Raw genomic sequence first — 13,785 nt, 5'->3', positions numbered from 1 at the left:
TATACCCACCATTTTCAGGTAGCCCATGACTGACCCCGGCATCCGCATCCTCTTGGTAGACGACCACCCCCTGTTCAGGCGCGGGCTCAGTTTTCTGCTGGCTCAGGAATACGGTTTTGAAATTGTTGCCGAAGCCACCGACGGCCTCGAAGGCGTGAAGCTTGCCCGCTTCCACCGCCCGGATTTGGTGCTGCTCGACGTGGAAATGCCCGTGATGAACGGCCCCGAAGCCCTGGCTCAAATGCTCGATTTCCAGCCCGGGCTGCCGGTGTTGATGCTCACCATTTCCGAAGATGCCGACAACCTGAAAAAGTGCCTCGAGCTGGGCGCACGCGGCTATATTTTGAAAAACGCCGACACCGATTTCCTGGTGGGCGCCATCCGCCAAGCCGTGGCCGGGCAGCAAACCGTGTCGCCCGAAATGAACAACGCCGGCCAGAGCATTCCGCCCGAACACTCTGCCATTCTCAATTCCCTCACCCAGCGCGAGCGCGATGTGTTGCGCTACGTGGCCGGCGGCATCAGCAACAAAATGATTGCCCGGCGGATGTTTTTATCTGAAAACACAGTGAAGGCGCATATGCAGAATATCTTCCGCAAACTCAACATCGACAACCGCGTGCGTGCCGCCGTGTATGCCCGCGAACTGGGCTTGGATAAGGAAGAGGAGTGATGCGGTTGGCGGTTTCAGCTAGCCTTTGGATGAGGCTACCTGAAAACTGCAAGACGGAAGGCTGGCGGCGATTGCTGTTGCCAATGGCTGGCTGGTGTGGGATTCCGGCATTCAGCCTACAGTGAGTGATCAGTGGTCTGTCATTGGAAAAGGCTACCTGAAAAATGTTTCAGGTAGCCTTTTTGTCGTTGGGCTGCAAGCTGCAATGCAACGTTTACAGTTGTGCTGGTATGGGGCTGATGCCTGCGGCTAACCCGCTACGGGTGTTTTCAGGTAGCCCCTTCAGCCTCTTTCATGCTCGCCGCACACTTTGCAGGCAGGATTTTTTGGGATGGCGAAGTGCTGCCATTGGCCGCTGAGCGCGTTGTAGCAGCGCAAAACGCCGTTTTCGGCAGGCAGGCCGAGCAGGATTTTCAGCGCTTCGGCGGCTTGGGTAGTGCCGATGATGCCCACCAGCGGGGCGAATACGCCGAACAGGGCGCAGGCGCCGTCGTTGTCTTGCTCGCGGTCGAACAGGCAGGCATAGCAGGGCTGGCCGGGCAGGTCGGGGCGGTAGGTGGCGATTTGGCCGTCGAAGCGGGTGGCGGCACCGGAAACCAGCGGGGTGCGGGTGGCGCAGGCGGCGGCGTTGAGGGCTTGGCGGGCGGAGAAGTTGTCGCTGCAATCGAGCGCGGCCTGGCATTGGGGCAGCAGGCGCAGCAGGGCGGCTTCATCCAGTTTGCCGTGGGTTTCGATTTGGCAGGCGGGGTTGAGCTGTTTCAGGTAGCCTGCCATGGCTTCGGTTTTGAGGCGGCCGATGTCGGCTTCGCGGTAGGCGGTTTGGCGCTGGAGGTTGGTTTCGTCAACGCAGTCGTGGTCGGCAATAATCAGCCGTCCCACGCCGGCAGCGGCCAGATAGGGCAGGGCGGCACTGCCCAGCCCGCCGCAGCCGAGCACCAACACGCAGGCATCCAGCAGTTTTTGCTGGCCTTCGGTGCCGATTTCGTCGAGCAGGATGTGGCGGCTGTAGCGCAGCAGTTGGTGGTCGTTCATGGCGGTGTGGGGGCAGGGTGGTCGGGGAGGGGATTATATCGTGGAAATTGGTGCTTGCTGATAGAATGACCGTACTTATCGCCAGGAGGAGGTTTAAATGAAAGCAGCCAAATATTTATTGCCTTTTGCCGCCGCAGCTTTGCTGGGCGCGTGTTCGACTGTGGGCGGTATGCCGCGTGGGCAGCAGACGGCAGATTACAAAATAGAAGCGGCGGGCGGGGTACAGGCCGAAGTTGGCAGGAGCGCCGCCAATTCAAGCTACCGCTATGGTTTCGGCATCCGCCTGAAGAATGCGCCTCGCGTGGCTTCGGTGAAAATCGAGCGTACCCGCGGCGGCGAGTTGGGTGTGGTGTTTGACGATAGCCGCCACCCTACTACTGCCACCAAAGCCTGGCAGCGGCATGCCGACGGCACACGCTCCTACCTCTACAATAACGGCGACGGCACGTTCGATTGGATCGGCCAAACCGCCGCCCGCAAACTGACACCGCAACAGGTGCCGTGGCTTTATCAAGCAGGCACCACGCACCAACAATACCGCATCACCATCCGCGATTTGCAGGGCAAGGAGACGGTGTTGGTGCAGGATACGGCCATCCCGCCCGAGCAGAAGCAGGCTATCCTGCAGCTATGGAGATCACGTGGCGGCAGTAGATAGCAAGTAGGCTGAATCTGACACGATGAAAGGCTACCTGAAAATACGGCACAGCAGAATTTCTGTGAAGTGAAGGATTTCAGGTAGCCTTTTTGCTGGCTATATCGCCGGTTGAATCAAATTGGTTTTTAGCCAAATGAGCCACCGTGGCAGGAAATGCGGCCTTCGGCGATAAGTGGCTGCTAGATGTGGCTTGCGGTATAATTTGCTTCCTTATCCATCCAAGCAAATGGCTTGCTGCCCGCAGCATTTCCAGCCGTTTTCCGCAAGCCGTCTCCTTCCGTTTTTGCCAACCGGTTTATTCAGATGACGACTCCCGCACCCATCTCCCCGCCCTCCGTTTCCGATGATTACGCACAGCAGCAGGAAATCACGCGCCTGTGCATCCATGCCGCGCTGTTGCTGCTGCAATACGGCGCGGAAAGCACGCTGATCGACCAAATCGCCGTGCGGCTGGGCCGTGCGCTGGGCATGGACAGCGTGGAGTGCGCGCTCACGCCGAATGCGATTGTGATCACCACGCGCCGCGGCAACCAGTGCACCACCACCACGCGCAAGAATTTCGACAAAGGCATCAATATGTCGGTGATCACGGCGGTGCAGCATATCGTGCTAGATGCTGAAGACGGGCTGTATAGCGTGCAGGAAGTGCGCGAGCGGATGGATGCGGTGAAGCCGGAAAAATACAACCGCTATTTTGTGGTGTTTATGGTGGGGCTCTCTTGTGCGAGCTTTGCCCACCTTTCGGGCGGCGACCAGCTGATTTGCTTCATCACGTTTATTGCTTCGGCCTGCGGTATGTGGGTGCGGCAGTCGCTGTCGGCACGGCATTACAATCCGGCGGTGGTGTTTGCGGTAACCGCTTTTGTGGCTTCGATGGTGTCGGGCATGGCGCTGAAATTCGGCTGGGGCGCACACCCGGAAATCGCTACGGCGGCCAGCGTGTTGCTGCTGGTGCCGGGGGTACCGCTGATTAATTCGCTGGCCGATATGCTCAAAGGCCATGTGAATATGGGCATGAGCCGCTGGGCAATGGCCACGCTGCTCACCTTCAGCACCTGTTTGGGCATTGTGTTGGCCTTGAGCCTGTTGAATGTTTCCGCTTGGGATTAAGCCATGCTGCTGAATTTGCTAGACGATATGTTTTTCGCCGCCATCCCCGCCGTGGGCTTTGCGATTTTGTTTAATGTGCCGCGCAATGCGTTGAAATACTGCGCTTATTTGGGCGCGCTGGGGCACGGGTCGCGCACGCTCATGATGCAGTTTGGCTTGTCGCAGGGCTTGGCCACGCTGTGTGCGGCTTCGCTGGTGGGCTTTATCGGCGTGTATTTGTCGCAACGCTACCGGGCGCATCCGAAAGTGTTTACCGTGGCTGCCATCATTCCGATGATTCCGGGGGTGTATGTGTATAAGGCGATGATTGCGCTGGTGCAGATAAACCACAAGGGCTTCTCCGAGCAGCTTTTGGGGCAGGCGGTGGATTATTTTGTGAAATCCGGCTTCGTTATCGGCGCACTGGCCTTCGGGTTGGCGCTGCCGGGGCTGCTGTTTTATCGACAGCGGCCGGTGGTGTAGCGACTACTCTTCTAGCAGCCTTCACAACAGCATCTTCACCACAAACTCACCATCTTGCTGCCCCTCTGCTGACGCAGCCGAACGGAGCGCGGTTTTTCGGGAAATAAGGGCTTGCATGTTCGAAGCGGCGCAGCCGCAAGTTGCGAGCCCGCCCGAAAAATTGCGTGGAGTGAGGGAAGTTTGCGCAGCAAACCCGCGCCCGCAGTCGCCTTTCTTTGCTTCCTTTCTTTGGCGACGCAAAGAAAGGAAGTGCCCCGCGCCGGTATAAGGCGCAATGGGGAGCAGGGCAGGTGTGAGGAAGGCTACCTGAAATTTGGCAAGCCGCCTGAACCCCAACCTTTCCGAATGTTATGTGGCCTAAGTCTCGCCAAAAGCCTTATTAAAAATACACTTCGACTATAGCCGAAGCCATAATTCTTCAGCAAGCCGCCGCAATCTGCTAAACTTACCGCCTCATCATTCTTTCCACGCCAATATGCACACTGATTCCCCCTCATCTCCAGAGCCCGAGCCTGCCTCGGCGGATAAGTGTGTGCACGGCATGTATTTAAAGGCTACCTGAAAGCTGCTCATAGCGTTTTCAGGTAGCCTTTGTTTGTTGTTATTATTTGTAATCAAGGATTCACATTCATGGATTTCTCTTGGCTGGCCGACCCGGTAACCTGGCTGGGCTTCGCTACGCTGATTATTCTCGAAGTCGTACTCGGCATCGACAACCTGGTGTTCGTGGCCATTTTGGCCGGCAAAGTGCGCCCCGCCCAGCGCGACCGTGCCCGCATCACCGGCCTGACTTTGGCCGTGCTCATCCGGCTGCTCATGCTCGCCTTTATGGGCCGTATCATGCAGCTCACCACTCCGCTGTTTGCATTGGGGCGGCTGGACGTGGCCGGCAAAGACATCATCATGTTTGTGGGCGGCTTATTCCTGCTGTATAAGGCCACCACCGAGCTGCACGAGCGTCTGGAGGGTGCCAATCACTACGCCGTTTCCGACACCGACCACCGCAAACAGCATGCACCGTTTTGGGGCGTGGTGTTGCAGATTCTCGTGCTCGATGCCGTGTTTTCTATCGATGCTGTGGTGACCGCCGTGGCCGTGGTGCAGCATATCCAAATCGCCATGGCCGCCGTGATTGTGGCGATGGCCATGATGATTTGGGCGAGCAAGCCGCTCACCGAATTTGTCAACCGCCACCCCACCGTGGTGATGCTGTGCCTCGGCTTCCTCTTGATGATCGGCTTCAGCCTGATTGCCGAAGCCTTCCACGTAGTCATCCCCAAAGGCTACCTGTATGCCGCCATCGGCTTCTCCGTGCTGATTGAAGTGTTCAACCAAATCTCCCAGCGCAACACCGACAAAAACGCCTACGGCAGCCGCTCTTGGCGCCGCCGTACCGCCGAAAACGTGCTCGGCATGATGGGCATCCGCGAAACCATGCTGGCTAAAGCCGGCGAAGAAAACCACGATGCCGGCCACTTTGAAGAAAACGAAAAATCCATGATCCGCAGCGTGCTCACCCTAGCCGAGCGCCCCCTGCCCGGCATCATGGTGCCCCGCCGCGACATCGAACGCCTCGATATTTCCCAAAGCCGCGAGCAGCAATATGCCCAGCTGCAAAACTCCCCGTATTCCCGCCTCCTGGTGGTGGGCAAAGCCGGTGCCGACGAGCCTTTGGGCTACATCAACAAAAAAGACCTGCTCAACCAGCTGCTCAGCGGTGAAGAGCCTGATATCCAGGCCGCCCTGTGCCAGCCGCTCATCCTGCCCGACAGCACCAACACCCTTTCCGCCATCGAACAATTCCGCCACAGCGGTGCCGACTACGCCCTCGTGGTGGATGAATTCGGCGCCGTGCAGGGCATGGTTACCACCAAAGACTTGCTCTCCGCCATTGCCGGCGAATTTCCCGAAGCCTACGAGCGTAAAGAGCAAAATACCCAATCCGGCGAAAACAACACTGACAGCAGCGACAGCCTGCTGGTGGACGGCAGTCACGAATACGCCGAGCTCGCCCCGCAGCTTGGCCTGCCCCCGCCCGAAGAAGATGCCGACTACCACACGGTGGCCGGCCTGATGATGGAAGAGCTGAAAACCCTGCCTGAAGTGGGCGACACCCTCGACTACCACGGCTGGCGTTTTACCGTGGCCGCCAAAGCTGGACAACGCATCGAACAAATCCGCATCAGCCGCCTGCCGGAATAATCGCAGGGTTTCAGGTAGCCTTTGCGATAATACTCAAAGGCTACCTGAAAAATACGGCGGCCTTGTTTGGGTTCTGCAGCAACCAGTTTTCCGGCAAAGGTATCGTTTGAATTTCGTTTAGGTTATAGTGGATTAACAAAAATCAGGACAAGGCGGCGAGCCGCAGACAGTACACACGTTACGGCAAGGCGAGCCAACGCTGTACTGGTTTTTGTTAATTCACTATATGTTTTCAGGTAGCCTTCGGTAGGGTAGCGGCTGGATATAAGCCGCCTGCGCTAACGTTCAGGCTACCTGAAACCGCCCGGTTCAAACTTGCCCCGCCCTCCTGTTGTCCATTAAAATAACGTGCTTCCGGCAGGCAGCACTGCCCGCGCCGAAGCACGTTTTGCATCGCTTTAAAAGCCGCGAAACGTGTTTTTTTATCCCCCGCATCCGGACACCAATCATGACCACTCCCGCCCTTCTCGTTCTCGCTGACGGCAGCGTATTTCACGGCACATCAATCGGTTACGAAGGTTCGACTTCCGGCGAAGTCGTGTTCAACACTTCCATGACCGGCTATCAGGAAATCCTGACCGACCCGTCCTACTGCAAACAAATCGTTACCCTCACCTACCCCCACATCGGTAACACCGGCACCAATGCCGAAGACGAAGAAAGCCGCAGCGTTTATGCCGCAGGCTTGATTATCCGCGACCTGCCGCTGCTGCACAGCAACTTCCGCGCCTCCGAAAGCCTGCACGACTATCTGGTGCGCAACAAAACCGTCGCCATCGCCGACATCGACACCCGCCGCCTGACCACCATGTTGCGCGAAAAAGGCGCACAAGGAGGCGCAATTCTGACCGGCGCGGACGCCACGGTTGAAAAAGCGCAAGAACTCATCGCCGCGTTCGGCAGCATGGTCGGCAAAGATTTGGCGAAAGAAGTTTCCTGCCAAGCAGCCTACGAATGGACCGAAGGTGAATGGGCGCTGGGCAAAGGTTTCGTTACCCCTGCCGAACAGCCGTTCCACGTCGTCGCCTACGATTTCGGCGTAAAAACCAATATCTTGCGTATGCTTGCCGCACGCGGCTGCCGCCTGACCGTCGTTCCCGCCCAAACCAGTGCGGAAGACGTGTTGGCACTCAACCCCGACGGCGTGTTCCTTTCCAACGGTCCTGGCGACCCCGAGCCTTGCACCTATGCCATCGAAGCCGTGCAAAAACTGATAGCAAGCGGCAAACCCATCTTCGGCATCTGCTTGGGACACCAGCTCATCAGCCTCGCCATCGGCGCAAAAACCCTGAAAATGCACTTCAGCCACCACGGCGCGAACCACCCCGTACAAGACTTGGACAGCGGCAAAGTCGTCATCACCAGCCAAAACCACGGTTTCGCCGTCGATGCCGACACCCTACCCGCGAACGCAAGAATTACCCACAAGTCCCTGTTCGACAACACATTACAAGGTATCGAACTGACCGACCAACCCGTGTTCTGCTTCCAAGGCCACCCCGAAGCCAGCCCCGGCCCGCAAGATGTCGGCTATCTGTTTGACAAATTTATTGACAATATGAAAGCGGCGAATCGGGCTTAATCGCTTCCTTCTGTTTCAGGTAGCCTTTGACACATAGCGAGGGCTACCTGAAATTTTAAAGGCTACTTGAAACCATTTTCCGGTTTTCAGGTAGCCTTTTTATAACCATTGCCACAGCGTTTAGCCGGGCACGCCGTGTGCCAGCCGGCCGGCCGACATATGCGCCACTTCCTGCGCGAGGATTTCGCTGTCTTCCGGATCGTGGGTGATGAGCAGCATGGGAATATCTAACTCTTGCTGCAAATCCAGCAGCCATTGCCGCATGCGGTGGCGCAGGCCGATGTCGAGGGCGGAGAAGGGTTCGTCCAGGAGCAGCCAGCGCGGGCTGGCGATGCAGGCGCGGGCGAGGGCGGTGCGCTGGCGTTGGCCGCCGGAGATTTGGTGCGGATAGTGTGCGGCCAGGGAAGCGAGCTGCATTTTTTCCAGCCAAAATCCGGCCAGCTGTACAGCCTGTTTTTGCGGCGGAGTGCGCCAGCCGTGACGCAGGCCGAAGGCGATGTTTTGCGCCACCGTAAGGTGCGGGAACAGAGCGTAATCCTGAAACAGCAGCCCGGCCTGCCGCTGTTGCGGCGGCAGCCACAGCCGCTTTTCGGTGTCGCCGTAGCATGTGCCGCCAATGCGCACATGCCCGGCCTGCGGGCGCAATAGCCCGGCCAGCAGCTGCAAAGTGAGGCTTTTGCCCGAGCCGGATTCGCCCACGATGGCCAGCCGTTTGGCTTGGCTTTGGCAGCGGCAATCCAGCTCAAAAGTCTGCCCGCCGCCGGTAAGCCGCGTGTGAAAGGCAAAATCGAAAACCGGTGTGCCGCTCATGCTTTATCCTTTGCTTTGGCCAGATGGTTCACGCTCCACAACACAGCCACACACACCGCCGAAATCAGGATCACCAGCTTGGTGGCCAGCGCGTCGTCGCCGGCCTGCACGGCTTCATATACGGCGATGGAGAGGGTTTGCGTTTGGTTGGGGATGCTGCCGGCAATCATCAGCGTGGCGCCGAATTCGCCCAGTGCGCGGGCAAAGGCCAGAAGCAGGCCGGCCAAAATGCCGCGCCAGGCCAAAGGCAGCGTAACCCGCAAAAACACCGCCCATTCACCCAAACCGAGCACCCGTGCCGCCTGCTCCAGCTGCGGGTTGACTTCTTCAAACGCCGCCCGCGCCGGCTTGCACACCAGTGGGAAGGTAACCGCCGTTGCCGCCAGCACCGCACCCTGCCAAGTGAAAATCAGACTGATGCCGAAATACTCCTGCAACAGCTGCCCGAGCACGCCGTTGCGCCCGAATAGCACCAACAGGTAGTAGCCCATCACGGTGGGCGGCATCACCATCGGCAGCGTGAGCACCACGTCTAGCAGGTTGCGCCCGGGAAAGCGGCAGCGTGCCAGCAGCCAGCCCACGGCCACGCCCAGCACGAGATTGAGCCCGCTCGCCCAAAAGGAGACTTTCAGCGAGAGCAGCAGCGCGGGCAATACGTCTTGAAACACACGGATTCCTTTGAAATAGCGTAATAAGTAGCGGAGAAGGGAGCGGCGGCTTGAATCCGTGCAATACGGTTTGCGCACCGCCGCAAATCGGGTTTGGGCAGCAGGCTGATTCCAACTGACAGCGCAATTTTTGCAGCCATCAGAGGCTACCTGAAACTTGGTAGACGCAGATTTTATACCCGCCCGCTGCCATGCCAAAGGCTACCTGAAAGCACTATTGTACTTTTCAGGTAGCCTCTTCTCCTACCGTTCAAGCTTAGCGTCTGGCCGGATTGAAGCCGTATTTCTGCAAAATGCGGCTGCCTTCGCGCGAGCGGATGAAGTCTAAGTAGCGGGCGGCTTCGGAGGCATCTTTGCTGGAAGCGGTTACGGCAATGGCGTAGGACACCGGTTTTTCCAGCGGCACGGCGCGCACGATGCGCACGCGGTCGCGCACCAGCATGGCATCGGTACGGTACACAAAGCCCGCATCCACTTCGCCGCGCGATACATAATCCAGCGCCTGGCGCACGTTTTGGGTGGAAATCATTTTGCCTTCCACCGTCTGCCACAGGCCGGCTTTTTCCAGCGCGGCCTTGGTGTAGCGGCCGGCCGGCACGCTGGCGGGGTTGCCAACGGCCACACGCTGCACCTGCGGTTTGCTCAAATCTTGCAGAGTGTTCACGCGTACGGCGGCGTTTTGCGGCTGAATCAGCACCAAATCATTCGTGGCGAAAGTGCGGCGGCTGGCGGGAGCGATAACCTTGGCTTCGGCAGCCTTATCCATGGTTTCCTGGTCGGCAGTGGCCAACACATCCACCGGCGCACCTTGCACCAGCTGTTGCAGCAGAACGCCGGAAGCGGCGGTGTTCAAATGGATCTGCGTGTCGGGATGGGCACGGCCATAGGCAGTGTTGATTTCCTGAAATGCTTCTTTCAGGCTGGCGGCGGCGGAAACGGTAATTTCTTTGGCTGAGGCCGACAGGGCGGCACAAGCCAGGGCGAGCATAAGGGCGGTTTGGCTGAAACGGCGCATTTGTTTTCTCCTTTAGGCGGTGTAAATAGCAGCCCAAGCAATAGGGCTACCTGAAGCGCGCGGAATTTTAGCAACGGCTTCTTAGCGGGCAATAGTTCTTTCGGCTTATGCTGAAAGAACTATCGGCGGGCAAGTAAAGTAAATTGGGTAGGGGCAAGCGGGTGCGGAAGAGTGCAGGCTACCTGAAAGTCGATGCAGTGAAAACGAGATTTCCGGGGGAGGGTGCGTTTCTGCGGAGCTAAAACGAGGTCTTCGCAGGAAAACGAACTGCTGCAAAATCCAAACAGGATGACAACACGGTAAACAGCCCGACGGTTTCAGATTACAATACCGCTTTTCATCCCGCATAAACATCCCGCAAGAATCATGTTCCCACGCATCCTTTCCGCCGCTGCTGCCCGAGGGCTGCGCGCACACCTGCGCCGCGGCAGCTTGGTGGCCTATCCCACGGAATCCAGCTACGGCTTGGGCTGTCTGCCCACGCACCGCCGTGCCTTGCGCTGGCTGATGCAGCTGAAAAAACGGCCGCAGCATAAAGGATTGATTGTTATCGGTAATGATTTGAAGCAGCTTGAACCGTTGCTGCAAAGGCTACCTGAAAACCAACGCCGGCTGGCGCAAAGCACTTGGCCAGCGGCGGTTACGTTTTTGTTTGCGGCAGCCGATAGCGTGCCGACGCTGTTGCGCGGGCGCGGGCGGGAGAAGTTGGCAGTGCGCGTGCCGGCGCATGCTGGGGCACGGCGCTTGTGCGCGCTGCTGGGCACGCCGCTGGTGTCCACTTCGTGCAACCGCAGCGGGCGGCGGGCTTTGCGGCATCAGCGCGAGGTGCGGCGCTGCTTCGGGCGGGATGTGTATGTGGTCAACGGCCGCTGCGGCGGGTCGAAGCGGCCGAGCCGGATTGTAGATGCGCAGAGCGGGGTGTATTTGCGCTAGGGGCTACCTGAAAGCTGTTTTCAGGTAGCCTTTATCCTTCTTTGCCAATTCTCCAGCGGTTTGCTATAAGGCAATCTATAGTTGATTAAAATAAGAATGCTACGGCGTTGGCTTGCCTTGCCGTATTACTCATACTGTCTGCGGCTTGCTGCCTTGTCGCATTCTTATTTTAATCAGCTAAAATTAAAACGAATAAACAATGAGGTAGTTATGCGCTTGGGCGGGTTGTGCTGTTGGGTGGCGGGTGTGCTGCTGGCTTTTTTGTTGCCGGCAGCACATTTTGTTGCCGTTGCCTCTGCCTTGGCGCTGCTGCTCGCTTTGCTTGGCTGCTTCCGGCGCGCCCGTGGGGCGTGGTGGCTGCTGTGCGGGCTGCTTTACGGCGTGTGGCGGGTGCAGCTGGCGCTATCGCAGCAGTGGCCGGCGGAGCCGGAGTTTCAACGGGTGCGGCTGGATTTTCAGGTAGCCTCGGTGGCGGAGGCATCGGCTCAGGCGGTGCAGTTTGAGGCTTGGGCGCAAACGGAAGCGGGGGAGCGGTTTCGGCTGCTGGTGTCAGACCGGTATTTGCGCGAATGGCGGCCGGGCAGCCGCTGGCGGATGACGGTGCGGGTGCGGCCTACGGTGGGCGAGCGCAATGAAAACGGCTTTGACCGCGAGGCTTGGGCCTTGAGCCGGCATATCGACGGCATGGCTTCGGCGGTTCGCGAACGGTTGGAACTGCCGCCGGACACGGGCTGGCCATCGCGTTGGCAAAACTGGCGATACGAGCGGCAGCAGGCTTGGCAACAGGCGGCGGAAACCTACCCGAACGGGGCGGTGCTGATGCGGGCTTTGGGCGGCGGCGGATACGGCGGGCTGGCGGATGAGCATTGGCAGGCGTTTCGTGTGTTGGGCATCAATCATCTGATCAGCGTGTCGGGGCTGCACATCGGTATGGTGGCGCTGGCGGCGGCATATTTGGCGCGGCTTTTGCTGCTGCGCCTGCCGTTGGCCGAGCCGCGCCGCTGGTATTTGGCGGCGGGCTTGGCCGCGACTTTGTTTTATTCGGCCTTGGCCGGCTTCGGCGTGCCGATTCAGCGCAGTTTGCTGATGCTGGCGGTGTTTGCCTGGCAATGGTATCGGCGCGGCAGCCCTGCGCCGTGGCGGGCTTGGTGGCAGGCGTTGGCGGCAGTGCTGCTGTTCGACCCGCTCTCGGCTTTGGGCGTAGGCTTTTGGTTTTCCTTCGGCGCGGTGGCGGCGCTGATTTGGGTGGCGCAAGGGCGGCTGGAGGCTGTGCCGGAGGATGATGCGCCGGAAGGCGGCTGGCTGAACGCGGCCAAACATTCCGGCCAATGGCGCACTGCGCTGCGCGCCCAATATGCGGCCACGCTGTTGGGGTTTTGGCAGGCCGGGCAGGTGTTCGGCACCGTGCCGCTGGCCGCGCCTTTGGCCAATGCGCTGCTGATTCCGTGGTTTTCCTGGGTGTTGGTGCCGCTGGCTTTGCTGGCGGTGCTGCTGCCGTTTGAAGGCTACCTGAACATGGCGGCCGCTATTGGCGAGCACACCATGGGCGCGGTGGTGTGGGCGGGCAGTTGGGTGCCCACCGGCGCGCTGGCGCATTTGCCGCCACTATTTTGGCTGGCCGTGTTGGCTGCGCTGGCGGTGTGGCTGTTGCCGCGCGGCCTGGGCTTGCGGCCTTGGGCGGCGCTGGTGCTGGCGGCATCCTGCCTGTATCGCACGCCCGCACCGGAGCACGGCACAGCGGCGGTGCGGATTATCGACGTGGGGCAGGGGTTTGCCTTGCAGGTGCGCACGCAAAATCATTGGCTGCTGTTCGACACCGGCACGGCGGGGGCGGCGCAGACGCAACTGGTACCCAATCTGCTGGCGCAGGGGCTGCCGCCGCCCGATGTGCTGGTGCTCTCGCACCACGATGCCGACCACGATGGCGGCTTCCCCGCCGTTCAGGCAGTCTTTGCGCCGCGCAAACTGTATGCCGGCCAGCCGGAAGCCTATGCCGGCGCAGCCGAATGGTGTGCCGGCGGCACCGCGTGGGAGTGGGACGGCGTGCATTTTGAATTCCTCACCCCGCCGCGAAACCCCGAAGCCGACGACAACGAACAAAGCTGCGTGCTGCGCGTGTTGGCGGGCGGCCAGGCGGTGCTGGCGGGCGGCGATTTGGGTATCGCGGGCGAGCGCTGGCTGGTGGGCACATACGGTGATTCGCTGCACAGCCAATTATTGGTGCTGGGGCATCACGGCAGCCGCTCCTCATCCGATTCGGCTTATCTGAACGCCGTGGCGCCCGAAGCGGCGGTGGCGGCCAACGGCTTCGCCAACCCCTACGGCCACCCCGCCGCCATCGTGCGCCACCGCCTCTCCGCCCACCGCATCCGGCTCTACACCACCGCCCGCAGCGGGCAGCTGGATTTCTTGCTGGGGCAGGGCGGGGCAATGCGGCCGCAGCGCTTGGGCAGAAGGTTTTGGCAGCGCAAGCCGTTTGAGGAATGAAGGTTTCAGGTAGCCTGTTTGTGAATCCGGAGGCTACCTGAAAATCTTGCCGCTACTTCATCACTCACCCGCGTTCAGCAGCCGTTTGCGGTACAATGTGCGCCCTTCCTATTTCCAATCAGGCTACCTGAAAGCGCGTAGCCCCACTTCTCC

At 59.6% G+C, this 13,785-nt stretch carries 12 protein-coding genes; 8 read left to right on the top strand and 4 right to left on the bottom strand.

The annotated features are described in order from the left end of the window. The first annotated feature begins 25 nt into the window (after positions 1-25). A complete protein-coding gene (locus tag ACO6EE_RS06840; protein ID WP_485960163.1) occupies positions 26-673 on the top strand; it encodes a response regulator in 648 nt (215 codons plus the stop codon). Positions 674-955: 282 nt separating this feature from the next. On the opposite strand, the gene ACO6EE_RS06835 is transcribed toward ACO6EE_RS06840, so the two are convergent. Beyond that, positions 956-1,705 carry a HesA/MoeB/ThiF family protein gene (locus ACO6EE_RS06835; protein ID WP_485960162.1) on the bottom strand — a complete coding sequence of 250 codons (750 nt, stop codon included), beginning with the start codon at positions 1,703-1,705 and terminating at the stop codon, positions 956-958. A 97-nt stretch (positions 1,706-1,802) separates the two neighbouring features. On the opposite strand from ACO6EE_RS06835, the gene ACO6EE_RS06830 reads away from it, so the two are divergent. The 5 genes from ACO6EE_RS06830 to carA all read left to right on the top strand — a co-directional run bounded on the left by ACO6EE_RS06830 (position 1,803) and on the right by carA (position 7,719). Continuing rightward, positions 1,803-2,363 carry a hypothetical protein gene (locus ACO6EE_RS06830; protein ID WP_485960161.1) on the top strand — a complete coding sequence of 187 codons (561 nt, stop codon included), beginning with the start codon at positions 1,803-1,805 and terminating at the stop codon, positions 2,361-2,363. Positions 2,364-2,666: 303 nt separating this feature from the next. After that, a complete protein-coding gene (locus tag ACO6EE_RS06825; RefSeq protein ID WP_485960159.1) occupies positions 2,667-3,473 on the top strand; it encodes a threonine/serine exporter family protein in 807 nt (268 codons plus the stop codon). Between the two features lie 3 nt (positions 3,474-3,476). Continuing rightward, complete coding sequence (locus tag ACO6EE_RS06820; protein ID WP_023887120.1) at positions 3,477-3,935, top strand: threonine/serine exporter family protein; 459 nt, start codon at positions 3,477-3,479, stop codon at positions 3,933-3,935. 630 nt (positions 3,936-4,565) lie between these two features. Next, on the top strand, positions 4,566-6,137 hold the full coding sequence (locus ACO6EE_RS06815; RefSeq protein WP_485960156.1) for a TerC family protein: 1,572 nt from the start codon (positions 4,566-4,568) through the stop codon (positions 6,135-6,137). Between the two features lie 448 nt (positions 6,138-6,585). Further along, positions 6,586-7,719 carry a glutamine-hydrolyzing carbamoyl-phosphate synthase small subunit gene (gene carA, locus ACO6EE_RS06810; protein WP_485960154.1) on the top strand — a complete coding sequence of 378 codons (1,134 nt, stop codon included), beginning with the start codon at positions 6,586-6,588 and terminating at the stop codon, positions 7,717-7,719. A gap of 120 nt (positions 7,720-7,839) precedes the next feature. On the opposite strand, the gene ACO6EE_RS06805 is transcribed toward carA, so the two are convergent. From ACO6EE_RS06805 to modA, 3 genes are all read right to left on the bottom strand, one after another. Next, the gene (locus tag ACO6EE_RS06805; RefSeq protein ID WP_485960152.1) at positions 7,840-8,529 is read right to left on the bottom strand and encodes an ATP-binding cassette domain-containing protein; all 690 of its coding nucleotides are present in this window, start codon (positions 8,527-8,529) and stop codon (positions 7,840-7,842) included. Then, the gene (gene modB, locus ACO6EE_RS06800) at positions 8,526-9,197 is read right to left on the bottom strand and encodes a molybdate ABC transporter permease subunit (protein ID WP_003824355.1); all 672 of its coding nucleotides are present in this window, start codon (positions 9,195-9,197) and stop codon (positions 8,526-8,528) included. The genes ACO6EE_RS06805 and modB overlap by 4 nt, the downstream gene beginning before the upstream one ends. A 256-nt stretch (positions 9,198-9,453) precedes the next feature. Beyond that, complete coding sequence (gene modA, locus ACO6EE_RS06795) at positions 9,454-10,212, bottom strand: molybdate ABC transporter substrate-binding protein (RefSeq protein ID WP_485960150.1); 759 nt, start codon at positions 10,210-10,212, stop codon at positions 9,454-9,456. Positions 10,213-10,575: 363 nt separating this feature from the next. On the opposite strand from modA, the gene ACO6EE_RS06790 reads away from it, so the two are divergent. Together ACO6EE_RS06790 and ACO6EE_RS06785 are read left to right on the top strand one after the other, a co-directional pair. Further along, positions 10,576-11,145, top strand: coding sequence for an L-threonylcarbamoyladenylate synthase (locus ACO6EE_RS06790; RefSeq protein WP_485960200.1), 570 nt, complete (start codon positions 10,576-10,578; stop codon positions 11,143-11,145). Positions 11,146-11,355: 210 nt separating this feature from the next. Next, positions 11,356-13,632: a DNA internalization-related competence protein ComEC/Rec2 gene (locus ACO6EE_RS06785; protein WP_485960148.1), complete on the top strand. Its 2,277-nt coding sequence runs from the start codon at positions 11,356-11,358 to the stop codon at positions 13,630-13,632. The last annotated feature ends 153 nt before the right edge of the window (positions 13,633-13,785 follow it).

Source organism: Eikenella sp., assembly GCF_057315495.1.
The sequence above is the reverse complement of the archived record's forward strand: the minus strand, read 5'-3'. Positions and strand labels throughout refer to the sequence as shown.